This is a genomic window from Thermostichus sp. OS-CIW-32 (assembly GCF_054060415.1).
In genome coordinates, this window is record NZ_JBSSDD010000015.1 from 14070 (window position 1) to 36406 (window position 22337).

Below are 22337 nucleotides of genomic sequence, written 5' to 3' on the forward strand. Positions count from 1 at the left end.
CCAGTTGGGTTCACGGGAGAAACACAGATCTAGTGCATCTCCAGTATAGATAGGCTGGCAAGACTCTATCGCTATGGCTTGTCGGGGAGTTTGTTTCAGAGGCGACGGCGGCGGGATGGAGTCCTCGCCACAAGGGTGCGGGATCCCCCCAGGGCAAAGCGGATGATCTCCGTCTTGTACTGCTGCGAGCCCTCGGTGTAGCGGGCAAGCTGAATGGCGGATCCCTGGCCGGAAGGAAGCAAGAACCGTTCGCGACAGTGGTGGGCAGCACTCTCTGGAGTTTCCGCTTCGAGGGCAATGAAAAACCGCAGACGCAGCAGCACTTCCAACTTGGACAAGTGCTCGGTTTGCTCTGGCACCAAGCGGCCTAACGAGATTTGTAGGCGCGGCCTGCGTCGCCGAGATCCGGGGCGGCCCCAAAGCTGCTGGGCCAGTGTCCACAGAGAGGTCTGCTCAGAGGACTTGACCAACAGCTTTAAGCCTGTCAGCGGGTTAAGGCCATAGGTAAGCAGTAGAGAATACATCGACAGCAGGGAAGAGCAGAGGAGCGTTTTGGGTTAACGTCAAAAGGATAGCCCACATGCCAACTGTAGCACTGCCTACCCCCTGTCCCCATCCAAGCCCTACGCTTTGCTATGGCCGGGATCCCTGCTCAACGCTGGCTGTTTCATCCTGTGGACAAGTTGACTGCCCAGAGCTTGGCCGAGGCAGTGGGGATCTCGCCCATATTGGCTCAGATCTTACTCAATCGCGGGCTCTCCAGCCCTGCTGCCGTGCGGCAGTACCTGCAGCCGGATCCCGCCCACCTGCCTCCACCCAGTCAGGATTTTGCCGATTTGCCCCTGGCGGTGGACTTGCTGGACGGGGCGATTCGCCGACAAGAGCCCATCGCCATTTGCGGCGACTACGATGCCGACGGCATGACCAGCACGGCCCTGCTGCTGCGGGCTTTGCGGGGCACTCCTTCCGGTTGCGGAGCACCCGTGCATTACCGCATCCCCAGCCGCATGACGGAGGGCTATGGCCTCAACAGCCGCATGGTGCAAGAGCTGCACCGAGAGGGGGTGCGCCTCATTCTCACCGTGGACAACGGCATCTCCGCCCACGAGCCCATCCAACTGGCCAAAGCTCTGGGCTTGACGGTAATCGTGACGGATCACCACGATTTGCCGCCCCAGTTGCCCCCTGCCGATGCCATCCTCAATCCCAAGCAGCTCCCCGTTTCTTCTCCCTATCGGGGGATGGCCGGGGTGGGGGTTGCCTACCTCCTGGCCCAGGCGCTGGCCGAGCGCCGTGGTGATGGCCATTTGCAGCGGGTAGCCCTGGAACTGTTTACTGTGGGCACCATTGCCGATCTGGCGCCGCTGACGGGGGTTAACCGCCTTTGGGTGCGGCAGGGGCTGCACCTCTTGCCCACCTCCCAGGTGGCAGGGATCCGCGCCCTTCTGCAGGTGATGGGCATGCAGGGATCCCTGGAGGGGCTGCGGCCTGAGTGGATTGGGTTTGGCCTGGGGCCCCGCATCAACGCCGTTGGGCGAATTGGCCGGGCGAGAATGGGGATCCAGTTGCTGATTACCGACGATCCCCAGCAGGCAGAGAAACTGGCCCGCCGCTGCGAACGGCTCAACCAGGTGCGGCAGCAGATGTGCGAGCGCATCGAGGCAGAAGCCCTAGAGCAAATTGCCCAGCAAGGCCGGGATTTGCAGCAGGAACGGGTATTGACGATTTTGGGATCCCCTCAGCAGAAATGGCATAAAGGGGTGATCGGCATTGTGGCCTCGCGGTTGGCAGAGCGTTTTGGCTGTCCGGTGTTCATCGGCAGCCAGTCGCGGCAAGGGGAGATCAGTGGCTCGGCGCGGCAGGGGATCCCCGAGTTTGACGTGTTTCAAGCGTTGGAGTTTTGCAAGGATCTGTTCACCAAGCACGGCGGCCACCCCGCTGCCGGGGGATTTAGCCTGAGAGCAGAAGACTGGCCTTTTTTTGAAGAACGATTGCGGCAGTTTGCCCAACAGCAGTTGCAGCCGGAGCAGATCCAGCCGCTGGTGCAAATCGATGCCGAAGTGTCGCTGTCAGATCTCACCCTTGACCTCTATCGAGAGCTCCAGCATCTGCAGCCCTGTGGCATCGGCAATCCTGAGCCGGTCTTCTGCAGCCGCAACCTGCAGGTTCTGCAACAGCAGCGATTTGGCCCAGTTCCCGGCCACCTGAAGCTGCTGCTCCGGGATCCTGCTCTCCCTACGCAACGCTCCCATGGGTTACGTGCTACTCGGACGGAGTCCTCTTGTCCGGGCAGGAGCGACTCAGCTGTCAAAACCTCCAGTTACGACACTGATGGGTTATCGCTGGGCAACGCTTTGGGCAACACTTTGGCGAACGGGTCAGCAGTGGGGAGCACAAACCCGAGGCCACAGCGCCCCCTCTGGGCCATCCGTTGGCGGGGAGCGGAAACCCATCCGCTGCCGGAGCGAGTTGATGTAGCCTACACGCTCAAGGCCAAAACATGGCAGGGAGAAACCCAACTGGAGCTGGAAATTGTCGGGATTCGACCTGCCCAAGAGGCTGCCACTGCCGGCAACCCCCCTCTCGAGAAAACAGCGCCCCGCACCCCTGATGGGAGCAAGTCTCCCATCTCCCCCGCCTCTCTGGATGCCACTCCTCCCATGCCCAACTCCAAGCCCTCGACTGGCTCCCAGAGGGGGACAGAGCCCTCACCTCTGTTGATCTGGCGCCCCACCCCCCAGCCCACCCAGCCTTTGCGTTGGCAAGCTGTAGACCGATTTTCTGTCCTCTGGCCTCAGGCGCAGGGAACCATCCTGTTCTACGGCTTCCGCCGCCCCTCGCTGGTCTTGTCTTCAAGGCCTACGGCCCGCTATCGCGAACGGCGGTACCTGACTCTCCACTACGACCGTCCCCAAGCCGGCCACCGCTATGATCAACTCTGGTTGTGGAGCTGGCCCCCTTCTCTGGATCACCTCAAGTGGCTGCTCTGTTGCACCCCCAGCAGCGAGCTGTTGATTGCCGTCCATCAGCAAGCGGTGCCCCTGCCCTCCGCTGCCAGCTTGCAACGCCAGCTCCGCCAATACCTGCAAACCCGCAGCCAGGTGGATCTGCTGCGCTTGGCCCAGCAGTGGTGGCTGTCTCCGGCAGTGTTGGTGGCAGGATTACGCTCCCTGGGGTACGCCTGCCCGGATTTTGGCCCCACGGGATCCCTCGACGAAGAACTGGAAGCCCAGCAAGCTTGGTACAGCAGCTCCTGGCAGCAGGTTGCCGCCCTGCTTCAGGGATCCCACCTGGATTCTTCTGCGGCTGATTCTCATGGGGATTAAGCTGCTGCTCGGCTCCGACTACCACGGCAGCCCTCGGCTGATCCGGCAGGCCCTTGCCCATCTGCCGGAGGTGGATGCTTACATCAACTGCGGGGATTTCTGTTCCAAGGCCGGCAAACCTTCCCGCAAGGCCACCCAGGGCTTTCATCCGGCAGCCCAAGCAGAGGTGGTTCATCTGCAATCCTTTTTGGCGGCAGTGGAGAGCCTGGGCAAACCCTGGCTCTTTTTACCTGGCAACCACGATCCAGCAGCTTCGGTTTTGAATTCGCTGGTTGGCTGTTGGGGGCGGGCCATCACCCAGTCCTGCTGCTTTGAGTGGCTGGGGTTACAGGTTTTGGCTGTGCCCTGGACTCCCCCCTGTGGCTGGAGCTGGTCTCTCACCTCCGCCCATTTGCAGGAGCTGCTCGCCCTCTACAGTCAACCCCCCCGGCCCATTGACCTGCTGCTCACCCATGCTCCGCCGCGAGGCTTTTTGGATGAAGGCGGGAAGTGGTATCACCGTCGCACACCCACTTTGCGCCCCCTTTTGGAACAGCTGCAGCCGCGCTACTACATCTGCGGACACATGCATTGGGATGGGGGCAAGGTAGAGCGGTGCGGATCCACACTGGTGATCAACACAGCCCTGCACAACATGGTTCTCGAGATCCATTAGGTAGGGATCCCTTGGACAGCCTTCCGCCTCCTCAGATTTCCACTCGTAGGAACCTTCCATGACCCGTCCTTTGATCTTGGCCAGCAGTAGCCCCGGCAAATGGCGCGAGTTCAATGCCTTTTTCCAGGCCCATGCCCCTGCTTGGGAGCTGCGCCGCATGCCCTCAGAAATTGAGGTGGAAGAAACCGGCACCACCTTTGCCGAAAATGCCCTTCTCAAAGCCAGAGCCGTGGCCAAGTCTCTGGGGGAGTGGGCCATTGCCGACGATTCCGGCTTAGCGGTAGAAGCCCTTGGCGGTGCCCCTGGGATCCGCTCGGCTCGCTATGCCCCCAACGATGCTGCCCGCATCGAGCGGTTGCTTAGGGAAATGGAAGGGATCCCAAATCGCCGAGCCACCTTTCACTGCGCCATCGCCCTGGTGGATCCCCAAGGTGTAGTGCATGCCCTGGTGGAAGGGGTATGCTCGGGAGAGATCTTGACCCAGCCGCGGGGAGAGGGGGGGTTTGGCTATGACCCCCTGTTTTGGGTGCCCGAAGTGGGGCTAACCTTTGCCGAGATGAGCCCAGCTCAAAAAGAGGCCATCGGCCACCGAGGCCGAGCCTTGCGCGCCTTGAAAGCGCAGTTGCCTCTCCTGGAGAAGCGTATGGGCTGGCTTGGATCCCAGCAATAGCCCCCGATGTCCTGGCTGGGGAGCTGCTAGGATACAGTAGTTGCTTCCCTTCGGGGGAGTGAAATTGAAAGCCGTCTTGCCTTGGCAGCTGAGGGGAGCGCTCGAAGAACTATGGGTTTTTCTGAGTTTGAGGATCAAGATCCCATTGCAGCAGCGGAACGGACTGCTGCCCCCGATCCCAGCCGCCATTCCCCGGATTCTGCCGGTGAGGAAGCCGCGGTCTCCTCGGTTGCAAACTCTGGTGAAGGAAGGGAGCGCCAAGGTCGTCGTTCTCCACCCCCTTTGCCGGAAGAGGGCTCAACCTTTGCAGGCGCAGAAGATTGGCTGGACGTTCGCGGTAGCGGGACGGAGTCCTTGGAGAATGGGCGGGATAGCTACAGGGAGTCCGCGCAAGGGGCCACTTCTCGCCCTTCCAACCGCTCCCCCCAGACTGGCCGAGACGAGGGGTCTCGTGTTGACAGCGAAAAGGGGGGGCAGAAAGCCGCTGCGGGATCCCCCAAAGCTGGTGAGCGCCCTGGGCAAGCGCTAGTTCCCCGCCGTTCTGTCTCCGGCAGCCGAGGTTACGACGGATCCGCTCGTTCCTCTGCCTTTCGCGGTAGCGGGACGGAGTCCTTTGTTGGCCGGGGGGAATCCGGCTACCGCAGTGACTACAGCCGTTCCGCGGCTTACGGCTACACCTCCAGCTATGTTGGCGGTGGGGGATATGGCGGTGGTGGGCGAGGCGGCAGCTCCAGCGGGGGGGTCTCCTCCTCCGATCTGACGATCCTGCTGGTGGTGGCCCTGCTGGCCTTCTTCGGGGGATTCGCTATCCGCAACATCTTCGCCGAGTCGGGCGGCTTTGACGATGAGCGCCCCATCCGCGCTGCCAATGTGCCCGCAGCCTTTCGCGATTTTTGCTTTGCCTATAACGGCACTGCCTCCTTCACCGTGGTGCAACTGACCAGCGTTTCTGCTCTGACCATGGCCTCAGTGCCCGTTTACAAGATGGATACTTGCACCATCCCCGTCAGCCAAACGGCCAATGCCCTCCAAGCTTTGGGCATCCGCGGCCGGGCCAACACCTTGGGCCCCCAGCTGGGGGGATCCAACCTCACCCTGATCCAGCTCCCCTTGGCCAGCAGTTTGGCACGCGCCGTCTACAACCAGTTTCCCGGCTTGGCCGCTCAAGGCAACGAGGCGCAGGTCTTGTCCCAACTGGAAACCACCATCAACAACGCCCTGCGCTCCAACATCGAAGGGTTAGCCCTGCAAAGCCTGGAGCCCACCAACATCCCCGACGTCTACGTGATGGTGCCGGGGCACTCCTTTAATTTGCAGCCCCAACTCAACCTGCGCTAACCCTCTTGCAGAGGACGACGGTGTGTTCATCACCCTAGAAGGCGGGGAAGGGGTGGGCAAAACCACCCAACAGGCCCTCTTGGTTGAGCGGCTGCGCCAAGAAGGCTACGCTTGCCTGTGTACCCGCGAGCCGGGGGGCACGGCGCTGGGCAAAACGCTGCGGGAGCTGTTGCTGCACGGGGATCCCTTTAGCCCTCTGGCGGAGTTGCTCCTGTACGCGGCGGATCGGGCTGAACACGTGAGCAAAGTCATCGCGCCGGCTCTGGCGGCAGGGCAGGTGGTGGTTTGTGACCGCTTTACCGATTCCACCTTGGCCTATCAAGGCTATGGCCGGGGCATAGATCTGGATCTGATCCGGCAGCTCAACCGATGGGTCACCGACGGGCTGCAGCCGGATCTCACCCTGTGGCTGGATCTGCCCCCCGAGGTGGGGCTAGAACGGGCTCGCTCCCGTTCTTCTGGCGCAGTTGAGCTAGCGGTGCAGAGCACTAACGAGCAAGAAGGCCTAGAGTTCCACCGGCGGGTTTACTGCGGATTCGAAACCCTGGCTGCCGCAGAACCACAGCGGATTGTCCGCATTTCAGCCCAGGGATCCCCCCTGGAGGTGGCTGCCCGCCTCTGGTCAGTGGTCGAACCCCGCCTACCACTTGTGACAGCAGGCCGGGAGCCCTAGACTCTGTTCCGCTGACGGGAATGGCGCGACAGGCCAAAGCTCGCGACAGTTTCCCTGGCCACAGCCTGCTCGGTTTACCAAGGTTAAGATTAGGTTAAAAAGGAAGAGGCGGGGGTAACCTCAAGCTATTCTGGATGACCTATGTGAAAAGAGCCTGCTGCTCTCTTGGTTCTCGTTTTGGGTAGAGGAGACTGGCTGTGGACGCTGTTGCTGCTGAGCTGAAAACCGATCGCGTCAGCGGGACGGAGTCCTTGCACTTGACCTTGCCCTCATCTGCGCCCTTGCCAACCGTGGCCGCCTGGGCCCACCAGCTGTTGAGCCAGCAATGGCAGCGGCTGCAGAAACACGTAAGGCGAGTTCTGGCTCAGCATCCAGAGGCGGCAGAATCTCTCCACCAAATCCGGGTGACCTTGCGCCGTATTGGCACTTGGGTGCAGGTGTTTCAGGGATCCGTCCGGCTGCCCAAGCCTCTCAAGCCCAAACGCCTGCAAAAGCTGGCCAGTGCTTTGGGCAAGCAGCGGGATCTGGACGTGCTGCTGGAAATCCTGCAGGAACCTTGCTGGGAAGGGATCCCGGCAGCCCAGCAGGCAGAACTGGAGAAGCTAAAACAAGATCTGCAGCAACGTCGAACCCAAGCCGAGAAACGCTCCCGCCGCATTCTTGAAGATGCTGACTTCCTGGCGTTTCAAGCTGCCTGCGAGCAGTGGCTGGCTCACCCCCGCTATAAGCCCCAGGCGGAGCTGCCTTTGCCGGAAAGCTTGCCCCACTTGCTGACTCCCCTGCTGGCCCAGTGGCTGCTGCAGCCAGGCTGGCGGATCCCTGCTTTCCCCGCAACGGAAGCCCAGGCTGAGCAACTGCACGAGCTGCGCAAGGCCACCAAACGGCTGCGCTATCAGGTGGAGTTTTTTGCGCCCTTTTACGGGGAAACCATGCAAGATTGGATAGCAACCCTGAAGTGCTTGCAGGATCAACTGGGCCGCTTTAACGATTTGCAGGTTTTGCAAGGCGAGCTGCCTGCAGACTCAGACCTACAAACCCTTCTCCAGGAACAACAAAAACTAGCCCTCCAGGAGTGGCCTGAGCACCAACAGCGCTGCCTGGCCTCTGCCGAGCAGCACCGGCTTTACTCTAATCTTTTCTCTGTTTCCAATTTCTTTCCAACTGGGGATCCCTAGGTTTCCAATTCTATAGATCCCCCCGAAGGAAAAACCCCGCCTTATTGGCGGGGGATTTTTTGTGGCTATAGGGTTTCCAATTTCTAGGAATCCCCCCGAAGGGGGAACACGACCCGGGCGGGCCAACGAACCGCGGAATCACCCAGTTTCCAATTTCTAGGGATCCCCCCGAAGGGGGAACTAGATGTCGCTGATTACCCAAATGATCCACCGATTGCGTTTCCAATTTCTAGGGATCCCCCCGAAGGGGGAACACTCGATTTTATGTCGATGAGAATCGGGAGACGTGTTTCCAATTTCTATGGATCCCCCCGAAGGGGGAACCATTGCCAGCAGGGTCGGTGCGTTTCCGAAGTGTGCCGAGTTTCCAATTTCTAGGGATCCCCCCGAAGGGGGAACTGCTGCGCTTAATCGTAAACGGTCCAACAGCACTGATGGGGTTTCCAGTTTCTAGGGATCCCCCCGAAGGGGGAACTAGAGGTTCTAGGGGAGTCTTTTGCCGACAAGCCAAAGCCTGTTTCCAATTTCTAGGGATCCCCCCGAAGGGGGAACCTGAGCTGCACTAGTGGTTAGCTCAGTGGAGCGTGCTCCCTTAGGCGTTTCCAATTTCTAGGGATCCCCCCGAAGGGGGAACTCTGGGGATAACGTAATCATAGCTCTACCAGGGCTGTCACCGTTTCCAATTTCTAGGGATCCCCCCGAAGGGGGAACCTGTTGGTTCGTAGGATAGATTCTGTACCTGTAGCGTACTTGTTTCCAATTTCTAGGGATCCCCCCGAAGGGGGAACCGCATCTACCCTGCCCAGTCTGGCGAGCTGTCTTTCCAGTTTCCAATTTCTAGGGATCCCCCCGAAGGGGGAACGTTAAGTACGAAGGTTTTGCCGAACAATATTACATGTTGGTTTCCAATTTCTAGGGATCCCCCCGAAGGGGGAACATAGGACAACAGTTGTTAGTATAACTCAGGTGTGTAGTTTCCAATTTCTAGGGATCCCCCCGAAGGGGGAACGAATTTTGGACTCACCTTCCTCCGCAGTAATGCGTCCACAGGTTTCCAATTTCTAGGGATCCCCCCGAAGGGGGAACACACCTGCGTGTAAACTTCGAGGGGTTTATGTCACAGTTTCCAATTTCTAGGGATCCCCCCGAAGGGGGAACAACTAGTTCCTCCCCCAAACCGCACCCAGGATTTCTCGTTTCCAATTTCTAGGGATCCCCCCGAAGGGGGAACTTCAACTTTAGAATCTGCCTTTGCCCATCAATAATGGTTTCCAATTTCTAGGGATCCCCCCGAAGGGGGAACTCCACCCCTATTAAACCCAAGCAGGGCAAGGAATGCAAGACCCATTTGCGAGGGATCCGGAAAAAAGTCGGCAAAAAGGGTGCTGGCGAGGGGGCTTTGGGGCCGGAAAGCCTTGTGGCGCAAGGCGTCGAGGGATCGGACGAAAGAATCGGCCTTTGCGGCTTTTGGCGGATCGCTCGCGCAGGCGTTGATACCGTTTGAGTGTGCTTTTGGAAACACCGAGTGCTTAAGTAGGAAGAGACTTGCCTGAGCTACACAATGACCGAGCTGGGGGGTGCAGTCAGGGCAGGCCCACCCCAGATTTCCACCTGGGCGAGGACATAGCTAGTGAGCGGATAGAAGCGGACGCTGTCTTCCTCGGGCTTGATCTTCTTGCGGAGCCGCAGTTTGAGCTCCTCGAACTTGTCTTTGTCGAGGACGCACTCAAACACGCTGTATTGCACGCGCTTGCCGTAGCCTTCTAGCAGGTCGGCAATTTTCTTGCGTCGCTTGTCGCAGGGAGTATCGTAGGTAACAACATAAAGAAACATCAGCGAATCCGGTAGGGCTGGTACAAATCTTGAGGATTATAGACGGATTGCTTAAACTTTTTAACTTGCTGCGTTAGCAGATCCCAGCGGGGTTGATCTCCGTCAGGGGTCTGGATGGATCCCTCCATTCTTTGGATGAAAGCTGTAAGGTACTTTTTCCTGCCACTATCACTTAGAAAACAGCCACCATCGCGATGCTCAAAGTCTTCTTCGATGTTCATAATGCCCTTGTTGATCAGCCAGAGGACTATTGAATCTACAATAGGCGCCCGAAATTCTTCCAGTAAGTCCGAAACCAGAGCAGCATGGCGTTCACTGCTAGCGTGCAAGCAACCCTGATAGGGATCCAAATCTTGCAGCTCAATCAGGGTTAATAGATGGTTCCAGAGCACCATGTAGCCAAAGCTGAGCATGGCATTAACCGGGTTAGTGGGCGGCTGTCGAGTGCGGTTAAGCAAAACGAAGCCCCTTTGCTGAAGGCAATTTCCCAATTCCGGGAAATACAGAGCCGCAGCCGCTCCTTCAATGCCCCGCAATTGATCTAGAGACTTGGCCTCAAGAGCTTGAGCAGCCAAATGTTCCAGACTGCGCAGGGTCAGATCCCCTGTCTCAGTGGGGCGTTGCCTGAGCTGTCTCATCAGCAGCACCCGGCTATTGAGCAGCTTGGCTCGCACCATCTGGGCTGCCGTTTGCAATCGCCATGTCTCCGGCAGTGCTTGCTGCAAGTGGGCCAAGCGGCGGTAGCCCCTTGCAATGGGAATAAGGCGACCGTAGCAGTAGCCCAGCCGCGAGAGATAGGCAATAGGAATATTCCGCCTCAGGCACGCTCTCACTACGTCTGTGGTGACCTGGGATCGGCCAAAGATTAAAATTTGCTCCAGCAAGGGTAGAGGCACCTCCTGCAAGAGCGACTCGCCCAAATAGACCATTACGAACTCTTGCTTAAGGCTTAGCCTACACCCCTGCTGAGAGACATATAAAGTTCGCATTATTCGTCATGACGACGCAGATCTTCAGCGCCTCGCCTCTGATCTATGGCATTGCCGGGTTTAGAGCGGCCACGCTCCGGTAAAATCTCAACATCAATTTCAGGACTTGACAAGAAATCCATCACGATCTCTGCCAGACTGCCCGAAAAGAAGCTGGCAATCGCGACAAGAACGGTATTGGTAATCACGGCTGCCAATCCCAAAGGAGCAATTAGCAGGATGGCCAGCGTGATCGAGCCGTTGACCACAGCTGTAACAAGGTTTCTAAGAACTTTGGCATTGATCCTCTTTTTGGACATTTTATTCCTCCAGAGATTCTCCAAGATCTCTACTTCAAGGGCCAGATTATTCCAAAATCATCAGCATTTTTCCTGAGATGTTCAAGATAACTTTTCCTAGGATTCGCAGTTGCCCCAAAAACGGTAACCACCTGATAGTCATCCAAGTCCGCAATCCAGACAGGGGACGGCACCACATCTCCCTGAACACCTCCACATAAGAATTTGTCATACTGGCCTTCACCCTGTCGGCCCAGACGATGTAAGGTAGCCAGGGCATAGGGCTTGCTGGAGTCTTCCTCGCCGCTGCAGACTACAATCCTGCAATGGGCATCCACCGCTTGCGGCCATTTATCCCTCTGAACCTGGCCAGCACTTCTTGGGCTATCGGGGTTAATGGCCTGCTTGGTTAGAGTCTTGAGAGCGTCAAAGAAGTTGCCCAGGCGCTTTTGGAAAAGCTTCTGAAACCCGGCCACCGACTCCGCCAGCTTCCAAAAGGCATCCTCCGACCTGGGAATTAGGGTAGAGCCGCGCCACCAGGGAGCCCGCTCCCGGTTCTGGCGGGAGTAGCAGGGTCTTCTAGCTCCTTGACCCACACCTCCCAGATGGAACATCATCCAGGTGAGGTTAGTAAAGAGCTTTTCCACCGCCTCTTGATCTTCCTGGGAAGCATAGTTTTGACACTCGCCAGAAAGACTTAAGATGAGGATCCCTTCTTGTCGGCCTGCGGGTCTATTTCTTCCTTCCCGATTGGGCTCTGGCTCCGGCTGAGAGACTTTGCCATTTAGGAGATCTACATGGATCCAGCCGTGTTTTTGCTTAGGGGTAATGGCGCCAAAAAGTTGCCCTTCCCACTCCTGCACCTGATCGACCGGCAAAACTCCCAGGGCAAAGGTGCGGAACCAATAGCGCAGCATATTCTTAAAGGCTACGGGCCGCACTTCGGCGATGGATCGGTTGTCGTAGCGATTCTTATCGGGCCTCCAGTTGACTACCTGCCGCCCGTGAATGAGTTGGCCTTTTAGCTCAAAGGGCAGGCGCAAGAATTCTCCTTGGCTCTTGTCCAGTGATTTCCCTAAGGGGATCAGCCGACCGTAGCCGGTATTCACCTGGGATCCCACCCCTTGCTCCAGCCCGCGGATAAGCCATTCTTTCACTTGGGCTAACATCTCGTCGGTGCAGCCTGGGCCTTTGCGGATCCCGATTAAAAACGTGGCCTGTTTGAGAGAGAAAAAGACATTGGGCTTTGCTTCATATTCCAAGCTGTTGCCATTCCATCTCCAAACGTTATTGGCAATATCAACAGCCAAGCCTCCCGACCTGGAGTTATCAGGATCCCCTTGTTTTTGAGTCTTGGTCGGCACAGGGTAGGCATCCAAAAAGATCACCTTGCCAGCACTATCTTTATCCTCAGCTTCTAGATGCCCAAGCCAGGGTGCCACTGCTTTATCCGCCTCTTTCCAAGACAGGTTGCGCTTCTGCATCAACTCTCGAATAGCCTGGGTGCGGGCTACCCCCCGCAAGGTGGAGCTGGGAATGTAAGGGATCCCTAAGTGATCAAAAGCCGGCAGCAGCATGCTCTCCGGGCCTTTGGCTCCACCCACCCGAATTCGCCAGGGACAGGTGACCTGAAAAGTGTTTTTTTCTCCGGCAATGCGTTTGATGCGAGCATTCAGAACTTGAAGACGCGCTCCGTAGTTTGCCTTTGCTTCTGCCTGGTGCACCAGATCGACTTTGGCTCCGTCTTTGAAAGGAGTTGCTGGAGCCCTCATCCAACGCAGATATTCAATAAAGCTCGCTGTGGGATCTGGGCTGGGGTTGGGATCCGAGGGATGTCCTAACCAGGGAGCAGGACGATTGCTAGGCATTTGATCTTCTCCTAAAGATGGAAAGCAGTATTAGGAATTGCGAAGCGTTTCCCGAAATTCGCGCAACATAGCGCTGGTGCCGATTTCTAAGGCGCTTCGAATAAGTTGAGGTACAAGACTGGAGATGTCGAAGTCTGGGAAAAGTCGGCCGCAGCTCGATTCTACGTAGTCTTCTCCCTGCAGAATAAATATCCGCAAACTTCGCTCACCCAAGAGCCAAACTTCCGGCACGCCAATAGCTTTATAGGCATCGATAAAGGTTCGGGAAGTAATGTCGGACTCAATGGCCAGATCAGGCGGAGGCAATAGATCAACATCAATTCTTCCCTCACACCCTCGCACCTGCTCTAGGTGATGGACATAAAAGCAGGTGTCAGGCTCCACCCCAGCACTGCCAGACTTTTTAAGGGTTGTTGAGCCAAAATCTTCCCAGTCTCTCCCTTGAGCATCCAGAATAGCTGAGACAATGTAGCCGGCAATGCGGTGAGGGCGCCCATGTTTGGATAAGGGAGACATAATCTCTAAAGTGCCGTTGTAATAGGCAATGCGAGTGTGGCGGTCTTCCCCTAACTCCTCCAAAATGCTCTCAAAGTCTTGCCAAGTCAGCGAATGGATAACCACTTGGCTTCCTTCACACAGGGAAATAGACTGGATTGGAATGGCTACGCTCATTAGTCCCCTCCGCTAACGTCATCGTCATGGTAAATGGCTGTAGCCCAGAAGCTGAATTCTTGTGCCAAGGCAAGTCCCAGTCCTGTTAAGCCCAGGTACTCTTCAACTCCCAACCCCATGAGACGATCCAGGCCGTTGGATTTGGCAATTTCGTTTTGACCGGAGATCTTTTCTAGGCAATCGAAAAACTCCTTGACCACCTCTTTTTTGCCCTTTTGGCTAAGGGCATCTTCTTCGGCCTTGAGGCGCAGCAGGCCCCAAGTAGAAAGATAGGTGTAGAGCTCCACAGCCTGGTTTTTTTGCTCTTTTAGCCTTTCTGGATCCCTGGTTTGCGCTCTGAGCTGGCACAGGGATTCGTAAACGGGCTTGGCCAATGTACGCGGGTCAAAGCTATTCATAAAACCTCCCTCCTAGGTTGAGATCTAGTTCAAAGACAGCTCCACAAAGCCTCGGCCCAAGCTTTCCTGGCCGCCAATCTGCATAATCTGGTTGGATTGCAGCAGATCTCGAAACTCTTTCATTGCCTCTTCAGAACTGCCATTTGCTTGGGCGGTAACCCCCCAGGTAAAGTACATCAAGCTGTCAGGAGGAATGGCCTCTTCATAGCGGAAGCCTCCTTCCACAACCTTGTGCTCGCTAAGCTTGACTTTCACCTGCCGCCACAGGCTCATTTGAATGAGGGTGGCACAGTGCTGATCTGGTAAAACAATCACGCGACTGATATTAGGATCTTTGGTGTAGCTCTTCCATTCCGACCATTGTCGAAGACCCTCTTTGAGAATGGCATCTTTGAGGTAGATAGGCTGGTTTGTTCCCAAGTTGGTGCTATAGGGATCCGGCACTGACAGATTCTGGCCTGTTAGCCGCAGCCAGCGCTTGAGCAGAAGCGGGCAGCTTATCCACACCACCCCGTGGCTGAGGGAGGGCACGGGGATCCAAAGCAAGGAGCCATCTCCAATCCAAATGGATCCCTGGGTCAGCTGATCCCCTTCCCCAATTTCGTTGCCAAAGAGCTCAAATTTTTTGTGCTTATCAGTCACACTGGCCCGCAACCTGCCCCGGATGGTGCTGGAAGGGATGTAGGGCAAATGGGTGTGGGATTCGCGGGCAATCCCCAAGAGGTTCCCTTCTTGGGCAGTGCCGCCGGTGTGCAGGGGAGTCAATAAATGGAGGTAGGCAATCTGAAAAGTCATGGATGGGCTCCTTTTGCGAGTAAGTATTCAAGGACTGAAAGCAAAACTCAAACTCAGTTGGCCCAAGGCAGCCATAGGAGCTCGCTATAGCCCAACAGCCGCCAGCGGTGGAACACGTTGAGCCGGCCATCTTCTAGCTCGGACTCTTCTTGGTTGAGGGGGGCCGGTTGCTCCAGGTAGTAGACACTGCCAGGAGGCGCGGCAAAAACTTGAGGAGCGGGTAGGCTCATCTGCCGCTGCTCTGGGGGGCGATCCACCCGCAGGCGTCCACTGATGGCAACGGGCTTGCCGGTGGCCACGCTCACCAGGGGGCCGGTAAGGGAATGAGCAGGATGGGGAGTGGCCAATCGCCATTCCCACGGCCAGGCGCGGCAGAGGGAACGCCCGTCCACCTTTTTGATGAACACACCTGGGGTCACCAAGTAGGCCAAAGCGCGTCCGGCTTGGCAAAAGGCGGCCTGAGAAAGGGCCTGCAACTGCTGCCACTGCTCCTGCAGCTTCGGACAGGGGGCCAGCAAAGCGCAGTGGCCTTCTCCCCCCAGCCGCAGCACTGCTTCCTGATTAAGGGGTAGGGGATCCCAGGCTTCGCGATCGGGATCCCAGCACTCGATGGAAAGGGCCAAACTCCAGCCCGGCTGAAGACGGATGCAGGTCTCCACAAAGTAGCCATCGGCTTCTCGCACTTGCCGCTTGCTCACCTGCAGGGTGTTGTGGGGCCGCACTTCATACTTCAGCGGTGGCTTAACGGCCTGGCTGAGATCCCAGCCTTTGCCTTCCAGCGCCTTTTGCACCGCCTCGAAGGGCAGATAGCCTCCCGTTTTTTTCTTCTTGCTGCTCTGGCTGCATTCGGGTTCCTCCTCTACCGGCCTCAAGGAAACCAAGGGGGCTGGCCGGGTGGGATCCCAGTGGCAATGGAAGTAGGGATCCGTCTTGTCCAACCAAGGAACGGGAACAAGGGGGAATCCGTCTTCCAGGTGCAAAGGGGCAGGGAAATAGAGCCTTTCGTCGTGGCAGAGAAAGGGGCCCCGCAGCCGCAGCGTCAAGGGCTGGCCCAGGTAGGCTTGAACAGCCCCGGCCAAGGTGTGGCCACTGGGGGGAAAGCTGCTATTGGCCCAGGCCCGCTCTCCCGGGGCAAAGGGCTTGGCATCTCGAAACATCCACACATCCAGGGGTGATAGGGTAAACCAACTCATCGGCCGTTCCTCCCCAAAGCAACGGTGCGGTTGCGCAGCACAAAAGCTGCCAACTTGAACCAGTTTTTGATCTCCAGATCCCACGCCTGCGGCTGGGCGGGTAGGCTGTGCTGCCAAAAATGCTGGATAAACTCCACAAGCTTGTTCTGGAAGTGCTCTTTCTGCTCCGATTCCTGTTTGAAGAGATCCCGGCGGCTGCAGAACAACCGGGCCCACTCACGCACTGCCTCTAGGCTCGGAGCTGGGTGTTGCTCCCAAAGCTGGGCCGCTTGTTCAAACAAAGAGCTTTGATCCTGCTGCTGGCCCATGAGCTTCCAGTCAAAATCAAGGAGGTCTTTCCACTTGTCGAACGTGTCGAATTTGCAGGTGCTCACCAGTTGGTTGCCATTGGCAAACAGCACCCGCACCTGCACGCTGTCTTTGGGGCAGCCATGGGCATAGAGGTGGCCCTTGGCTTCTTCTTCCGCCTGCCAAAGGTTTTCCAGGGCAATGGCCAGAGGCACCGAGTGATGGGCAATCACCACGCCGAAGCTGATGGTGGCTGCGGATCCCAGGGTAAAGAGGGGGCGCCGGCTCAAACCTTCGGGAGGCCGCCCTTTTTTCCACTGCCAGTAGTCCCCCAGGTTCTCAAACTCCCGCCAGTCATCCTCTCCCCCCCGGAAACACTGGCGAATATCCCACAGCCAGCCATCCCACTCCCAGAGGTTGGTGTAGGCCAAAACGTCGTCCCCACCGGCGTAGATGAGCTTGCCGGCATAGCGTTGCTCTGTTAGGTAGGGCACCAACTGGCCGGAAAAATCCAGCAGGGCGCGGCTTAGGGCGCTGTGGGTGGCAGGCCCCATGCGCTTGCGGCTGTTTTTGACAAACTTCTGAAAAGCGTCTTTGACTTGCTCCAGCTCCTCCTTGTCCTTGCCAAAGACCTCGCCAATGGCTTCCGTTTGCCCGTTGGCCAGCCGCTGTAGGGGTTGAGGCAGATAGTCGTAGTAGGATTTCATCTTCTCGCCCCTGAGCCATTTGCCCATGTCGTCCCCATCCCCGGCAGCCAGCACGTACCAACTGGCGGGGTTAACGCTGGGGTAGTAGCGGCCTAGAAGCGTCTCGATGTCCTGCCGGTAGCTTCTTTGCGTTTCCTCGTCCAGCTCCAGGTCTTCCACCAGCCAACCGGCATTGAGCAGACGGGGATGGTAGCACAGCTCCTGCTGGTCGGCCCACAGGATCCCCCATTTGCCCCGCATTTCCCGCAGCACCCCTCTGACCTCCGGGTAGCGGGCCTCCACTGCCTGACAGGCCTGCTCGAAGTGCTCTCGTTCCCGTCGCCCTTGGGTTTTGAGGTAGCCGGCTACGCCAGCCGTGAGATCCGGGTAGGAAGCGGCAATCTGGTCTTCATCCAGCTCGCGGAAGAGCTCCGGCAGCACTTTGTACAAGCCCCGCTTGAGGGTTTCGGTGGCATTGAGCTGTTCCCGGCCATCGAAGAGCCCGGCCTGCCGTTGCCAAAGCCGCCGACTCTCCCCTTCTGTTATCCACCCCTGCCGCGGCGAGGGATGCACCACCGGCCCCAAGCCCGAAACGGTGCTGCGCGGCCCAAACGCAACGGGGAGCTGCCAATCGCGGGCCTGCTTACAAGCGGCTTGTAGCCGCCGACTTTGCTCCACTGCGGCTGCCCACCAAGATCCCACGTTGAGTCCGGCCTTGTATTGGCGGCGCTGTTGTCTTTGGGGATCCCAAAAGCTAGCCCGCAGAAACTCCAGCTCCTCATCAGCAAAGAGCTTTTGCTTAGCCCCCAGGTGATAGGTGCGGTTTTGGGCACTGACCCAGGGATCCGCATCAATGGAAACCTGAGGGGGCTTGAGGATGCCGGTATCCTTGAGGGCATGAGCCGGGGATCCCAAGGGCACGGCTGCCCAGTAGTGCTGCCACTGATGCTCCAGCCATCCCTGCCAGGTGGGATCCTCTGGGTGCAACTGCCTCAGCCAGCGGCGATCCCCCTGCAGGTGATCCAGCACCCTCTGGGCCAACTGCTTCCATTCTTCCTTGAGGGTCTGCTGGGCAAACTGCATGGCCGCCTCCACCCGCTCTTCTGGCAGCAGCAGCAGGAGCACATTGGGAAAGCCGGCGGTGAGCAGGGCGTTAGGCGAAGGCTGAGGGATCCATTCTTCAAATTCGGGGTACTTCTCCCGCAGCCAGTAGTCGATTAATGGCTGGCCATAGAGGCTGGGGTAGAGTAGGCAGTCGGGACCGTATTTTTCAGCTAGTCGCCAACTCATGCGGGCAGAAAGGTAGTGCAGCAGCCAGGATCCGGCCCAAAAGTCCCGCATCTTGCGGCTGGCTTTGATCAACTCTTGGATGGGGTTGAAGGTAAAGCTCACCAAGAAGGGACGCGCGAACTTGGGCTCGTCGTAGCCGGCCAAACATCCCGCTAGGGCTGCGGTGACGCTGGCGTGGCTCCACAGGGATCCGTCTGGCAGCCGGGTTTCTGCCGGCAACAGCAGCAAGCTCTCATCCCCAAACTCCTGACAAATAGCTTGGGGAAAGCACCGCCAAAACCACCAAAACACTTTTTGGGGATCCGTCTCCTGCCGAACCCAATCAGGGATGGCGTTCTCCTCCCGTTCCATCAGGTAGTCTGCACGGGAGTGGGCATTCTTGAGGGCTTGGTGTTGCTCATTGGCCAATTGCCAAAAGTGCTTGCGCCCCGAGAGCAGATGGCTCATCTCCAGTCCAGAGCCTAACCCCTGGCCGCGATCCTCAACCTGGTAGTCGATGGCTACAGGCAAATGGCCAATGGCCGCGCGGTCGCTGGCCGAGGCGATGAGATCAGCATCGCCTATGGGAGAGGATCCCTCGGCTTTGGGAGAAGACCATCCCTGCATCGCCGCCAGTCTGGTCCACAGCCCTTCCTTGGAGCGGCCAGTCCTGTCGTGTAGGGCTTTGAGGGCGGGATCATGTAACAGACCCCAGAGCTTAGCTTGCCAGTAGTAAGACATGGTGTTTTCGCTGGAGAAACAGAACAGTTAGGAACTCCTCGAACAAGGAACAAAACCCCGGTAGCCACCCGATGTCGTGGCTACAGAAGCTACAAAACAAAATCGATCTGATCCCGGCCAGCCCTCAGTTTTCTTCAGTATTTCTCAATAGCCGTTGTTTGACCAAAAACCCAGAACCTGAGGTCGAACCGATGTCTTTAGCCTACGGAGAAGTGGAAAGATCCCCTTCCAACTTCCCTTCTGCCCAGGTCAATTTGGGAAACAGCTCTTCCAGGCCAGGCAGCAGGTCTTGCAAAACAAAGCTTTCTAGAGCTTCGCTGTTCAAAGGGTCTAGATTCATCTGCACATGGGCAACATCGTTGCGGTACTGGCTGAGGCGAGACCAGAGGTTGGCAAGTTTCTGCACATCGGGAACATGGGCAGCAATGTCAGGAGGCGCCTGGGGCTGGTCTTCCCGTGGAATGAGGGATCCCAGTTGGTGTTCGATCTCCTGCCGCGCTTCCCGCTGGCGGTAGTTGGGCAGCCCCTCACACAAGCAGAGGGCCGAGATCACCCACTCCCGAGCTAAGAGAATTGCCTGCGTGGTGAAGCGTTTCTCCACATACCAGCGCAGCAGTTGAAATTGCTTTTGAACTTGAGCCTTGGCATCCGTAGCTCTGTCTGCTGGCAAAGCCAGTTGGCTGTAGCTGTCTTGAATGCTTTGCAACAGCAAGCCAAAGGGCTTGGCAAATTGGCCCACCTCTTCTGCCAACTCCTGGGTGGAGTGCCTTTGCAACCTAAGCAAGTCATCCTCCAAAAGGCTGACCGGTCTTACCAGCTCCAGGGAACGAGAGATATTGCGGATGGCTTGGCCAAAGTTCTGCAGCCGGATGGGCTTGGGATCCCTTTTGCCGAGCTTTGGTTGGCGGTAAAAGTCCCGTTGAACTGTATCCAAAAGTTGGCCCAACTCCAAGGCCGAGCCGGTGCTGATGAATTTGTCGGTAGCCGTCAGCCAGTCCAAAAGACGAAGGGCGGGGGTGAGATCGATGATGGGTGTTTCCTGCTGGTCTTTGAGATAGAGACCGTAGTACAGCCCCTGAATATTTACATTCTTGGCCTTGCGCAAAAGGGCGGCTCCCAAGAGCACCAGTACGGGGATGGAGCGAAAGGCGTGGGTGATATCGAAAACCAGCCGCGTATGGGGCTCGATGCTATCGACCAGCACATCGAAGATCTCCCAGGTCTCTGCCTCGGTTTTCCCTTCAGGAATGGCCTTGGCAATTTTCTCCACGTGGGGGGGTAGGCAGTCCTGTAGATGCTTCCAATGGGTGTCATGTGCTTCTTGGGTTAGCAGCACAATCACCCTCTCGATGTCAAAGAGCTGACAGAGGGCTTTGGCAACATAACGGGTTCTATCGGCTTTCCGCTCCCCAAAAACATACACCGTCTCGCTGTAGGGGCTGGTGCCTAGAGTGGTCAAAAGGGTATTAGCCATAGGGATCCTCTCGATGACGGCTTTCAAGCATTGAAGCACGGGCATCTTCAAGCTACTGCAGCTTGGAAGCCCCCCCTTCTCAAGTTGCCTGGAGAGGGTTCTGGGTTGAATGTTGCCCTATCCTCTCACGAAAAGTGGCATCCTCTGCTCAGCCGGTGCCAGAAAGATGGGGATCTCTACCCCCAAAATTGAGTGGAGCCATCTTGCCGTTGGATTTGGATCCCTGCTCGACAACTGTTTCAAAACGGTGAAGGTGGGGGATGTCAGAGCTAGCCTAGACAGAGATTCGGCCATCCTAAACAACGGGGATCCTGTGATGCTATCGACTCCAGAGTTGTCCATTTCAGGTCAAAAGCTAACTCCCGAACAGTTTCTGGCCTTGCCGGAGGGGGATATTGTCTATGAGCTAGTCGATGGGCGGGCCGTCTCCAAAAACGAACCCATGTCGCCAAAGCGCTTCCATGCTCGTCTCCAACCGGTGTTGTGGCAAATTTTGGAGGACTGGTGCTCTAGCCCTGAGTGTCCTAAGCCTGGGTCAGCACATACTGAGTGGGCAGTTGTTTTAACACGAAAGGCAGAGCCCTGGATCCCAGTTCCTGATGTTACTTACATCTCTAACGAGCGGTTGCCGGTTGAGGCCATGACCGATGAACCTTGTTTTGCCATTCCCGAGTTGGTGATCGAGATCCTTTCTCCTGGCCAGAGTTTTGGAGCCATAGCTCAGAAGGCAAGCGATTATCTAGAAGCTGGGATCCCCAGGGTTTGGGTTGTGGATCCCCAAGCCAAGAGCATCACCGTCTTCTATCCCGATGCCCCGCCGCGCACCTTTACGGGATCCCAAGCCATTCAAGATGATTTCCTGCCGGGTCTAAAGGTGATCCCTCAAGATGTATTCGCTCAAGCCCGGATCCCTTAGGGGGTACCTAGCGAGCCCACGATAATCAGAGTTAGTTCCAGAAAGAAAGAGAGCATCCGGCAGAGGTGGCCACCCGCTCGGGTCTGGAGCTGATTGGCTCAGGAATGCCGAAGGGATCCCGAAGCGATATTCCCTGCTAGGGGCTAATGGCGAGGCGAAAGAGCTTCTCATCGGCTAGTTGAAGGACTTCCTGCCCTGCAGCCGCCAGTTGTTCCGGGGGCAAGTTCCGGTATTTGTCAATAAACTCGGGCAAAACTTGAAACTCCACCCGCTTGCCGGTCTCTCGGTGGATGACCACGCTGCGCATTTTTTCAAGAGATTCGACCTCCACCAGCTTCAAGTTCAACTTGCCCAAACTGGCCCCTGTTGCAGCATGCAAGCCATCCACAATGCACACGAACGGGATCTCTGCCGGCGACTCGTGAATGACCTCCACCAGAAAACGGTTCCTAGAAGTGTGGGGAGTTGGACTCATCAAGCCCAGCTCTTTCAGAGCGCGCATCCCCATGCGATAGCCGACCACGGCCCAAGGCCCAGCTCCGCCATGAATTTCCGTTACTCGCTGAATGGCCGCCGCCGTCGAGTCCGTTGCAGAACTGGTGACCGGATGAGCTGTCGCCGGCGCTCCCAGAGTTAGCTGAAGTGCGATCAGCAAAAGAGAAAGCTGCTGTGGCTTGGCAATGGATGACAGGTTCATAGGCAGCGAGAGAGCTGATAAAGAGGAGATGGGTCAAGCCATCCTAAGCTCTACCCTTCGAGGTTGCCTATGCGGGGGTAGGGGATCCAGCCCTCTTCTGGGAACTCTTCCGAAAATCACCTCCTGGCTGAAGAGGGCTAAGACCAATGGTATTGTCAGAGGTAAGCCCCTGGGCGTTGAGCACTTTCACGTGGCTGCTGTGGTCGAAAGTGCCTTGCTGCTGGCAGCAGGCCTTAGCACCCCTGACTGCCCTTTCCACTGATCGCCCTGGGGCGCCGCGCGCTGCTTGACAGAAGCGAGCTGTGTTCACTAGGTTGTGTTGATCTTTCATTTGAGCCAAAAGAGAGCACTGACGAGATAGAGAAAACTCAAGAAGTTCCTGGCCAATTTGTCAAAACGAGAA

The 22337-nt window shown here is 57.3% G+C and carries 19 protein-coding genes and 1 CRISPR repeat array; of the genes, 7 read left to right on the forward strand and 12 right to left on the reverse strand.

From position 1 onward, the window contains the following. Positions 1–95 precede the first annotated feature (95 nt). Positions 96–524, reverse strand: a complete 429-nt coding sequence (locus ACVWY8_RS12710; RefSeq protein ID WP_414331038.1) for a hypothetical protein — start codon at positions 522–524, stop codon at positions 96–98. A 111-nt stretch (positions 525–635) separates the two neighbouring features. Here ACVWY8_RS12710 and recJ point away from each other — a divergent pair, with 111 nt between their 5' ends. From recJ to ACVWY8_RS12740, 6 genes are all read left to right on the forward strand, one after another. After that, the gene (recJ, locus tag ACVWY8_RS12715; RefSeq protein ID WP_457395399.1) at positions 636–3326 is read left to right on the forward strand and encodes a single-stranded-DNA-specific exonuclease RecJ; all 2691 of its coding nucleotides are present in this window, start codon (positions 636–638) and stop codon (positions 3324–3326) included. After that, positions 3316–3981, forward strand: a complete 666-nt coding sequence (locus ACVWY8_RS12720; protein WP_457395397.1) for a metallophosphoesterase family protein — start codon at positions 3316–3318, stop codon at positions 3979–3981. The genes recJ and ACVWY8_RS12720 overlap by 11 nt, the downstream gene beginning before the upstream one ends. A 58-nt stretch (positions 3982–4039) precedes the next feature. Beyond that, a complete protein-coding gene (rdgB, locus tag ACVWY8_RS12725; RefSeq protein WP_457395395.1) occupies positions 4040–4651 on the forward strand; it encodes an RdgB/HAM1 family non-canonical purine NTP pyrophosphatase in 612 nt (203 codons plus the stop codon). A 111-nt stretch (positions 4652–4762) separates the two neighbouring features. Further along, positions 4763–5989 carry a hypothetical protein gene (locus ACVWY8_RS12730; protein ID WP_457395393.1) on the forward strand — a complete coding sequence of 409 codons (1227 nt, stop codon included), beginning with the start codon at positions 4763–4765 and terminating at the stop codon, positions 5987–5989. Positions 5990–6011: 22 nt separating this feature from the next. Then, entirely contained in the window at positions 6012–6662 is a 651-nt protein-coding gene (tmk, locus tag ACVWY8_RS12735) for a dTMP kinase (protein WP_457395391.1), read from the forward strand. A gap of 197 nt (positions 6663–6859) precedes the next feature. Next, positions 6860–7837: a CHAD domain-containing protein gene (locus ACVWY8_RS12740; protein WP_414409037.1), complete on the forward strand. Its 978-nt coding sequence runs from the start codon at positions 6860–6862 to the stop codon at positions 7835–7837. A 72-nt stretch (positions 7838–7909) separates the two neighbouring features. Continuing rightward, positions 7910–9140: a CRISPR direct-repeat array (repeat unit 36 nt; unit sequence GTTTCCAATTTCTAGGGATCCCCCCGAAGGGGGAAC). A 251-nt stretch (positions 9141–9391) separates the two neighbouring features. Here ACVWY8_RS12740 and cas2 read toward each other — a convergent pair. The 10 genes from cas2 to csx2 form a co-directional block, all read right to left on the reverse strand. After that, on the reverse strand, positions 9392–9670 hold the full coding sequence (cas2, locus tag ACVWY8_RS12745) for a CRISPR-associated endonuclease Cas2 (RefSeq protein WP_414329659.1): 279 nt from the start codon (positions 9668–9670) through the stop codon (positions 9392–9394). Beyond that, positions 9670–10659 (reverse strand): CRISPR-associated endonuclease Cas1, encoded by a 990-nt coding sequence (gene cas1 / locus ACVWY8_RS12750; RefSeq protein ID WP_457395388.1) that lies wholly within the window; start codon positions 10657–10659, stop codon positions 9670–9672. Before cas1 ends, cas2 begins: the two co-directional genes overlap by 1 nt. Beyond that, on the reverse strand, positions 10659–10958 hold the full coding sequence (gene csx18, locus ACVWY8_RS12755) for a CRISPR-associated protein Csx18 (protein WP_457395385.1): 300 nt from the start codon (positions 10956–10958) through the stop codon (positions 10659–10661). Before csx18 ends, cas1 begins: the two co-directional genes overlap by 1 nt. Before the next feature lie 29 nt (positions 10959–10987). Further along, positions 10988–12805, reverse strand: a complete 1818-nt coding sequence (locus ACVWY8_RS12760; protein ID WP_457395382.1) for an RAMP superfamily CRISPR-associated protein — start codon at positions 12803–12805, stop codon at positions 10988–10990. A gap of 30 nt (positions 12806–12835) precedes the next feature. Then, positions 12836–13477 carry a Uma2 family endonuclease gene (locus tag ACVWY8_RS12765; RefSeq protein ID WP_457395380.1) on the reverse strand — a complete coding sequence of 214 codons (642 nt, stop codon included), beginning with the start codon at positions 13475–13477 and terminating at the stop codon, positions 12836–12838. After that, entirely contained in the window at positions 13477–13875 is a 399-nt protein-coding gene (locus ACVWY8_RS12770; protein WP_457395377.1) for a hypothetical protein, read from the reverse strand. The genes ACVWY8_RS12765 and ACVWY8_RS12770 overlap by 1 nt, the downstream gene beginning before the upstream one ends. A 24-nt stretch (positions 13876–13899) precedes the next feature. Further along, the gene (gene cmr4 / locus ACVWY8_RS12775) at positions 13900–14670 is read right to left on the reverse strand and encodes a type III-B CRISPR module RAMP protein Cmr4 (protein WP_457395374.1); all 771 of its coding nucleotides are present in this window, start codon (positions 14668–14670) and stop codon (positions 13900–13902) included. A gap of 53 nt (positions 14671–14723) precedes the next feature. Continuing rightward, complete coding sequence (locus tag ACVWY8_RS12780) at positions 14724–15863, reverse strand: type III-B CRISPR module-associated protein Cmr3 (RefSeq protein WP_457395371.1); 1140 nt, start codon at positions 15861–15863, stop codon at positions 14724–14726. Continuing rightward, the gene (gene cas10 / locus ACVWY8_RS12785) at positions 15860–18847 is read right to left on the reverse strand and encodes a type III-B CRISPR-associated protein Cas10/Cmr2 (RefSeq protein WP_457395368.1); all 2988 of its coding nucleotides are present in this window, start codon (positions 18845–18847) and stop codon (positions 15860–15862) included. Before cas10 ends, ACVWY8_RS12780 begins: the two co-directional genes overlap by 4 nt. 202 nt (positions 18848–19049) lie before the next feature. After that, positions 19050–20321: a TIGR02221 family CRISPR-associated protein gene (gene csx2 / locus ACVWY8_RS12790; RefSeq protein WP_457395365.1), complete on the reverse strand. Its 1272-nt coding sequence runs from the start codon at positions 20319–20321 to the stop codon at positions 19050–19052. A gap of 166 nt (positions 20322–20487) precedes the next feature. Between csx2 and ACVWY8_RS12795 the strand changes: the two genes are divergently transcribed. Continuing rightward, positions 20488–21237: a Uma2 family endonuclease gene (locus ACVWY8_RS12795; protein WP_457395362.1), complete on the forward strand. Its 750-nt coding sequence runs from the start codon at positions 20488–20490 to the stop codon at positions 21235–21237. 136 nt (positions 21238–21373) lie between these two features. Here ACVWY8_RS12795 and ACVWY8_RS12800 read toward each other — a convergent pair whose 3' ends face one another. After that, positions 21374–21934 (reverse strand): formylmethanofuran dehydrogenase subunit E family protein, encoded by a 561-nt coding sequence (locus tag ACVWY8_RS12800; RefSeq protein WP_414406433.1) that lies wholly within the window; start codon positions 21932–21934, stop codon positions 21374–21376. Between the last annotated feature and the right edge of the window lie 403 nt (positions 21935–22337).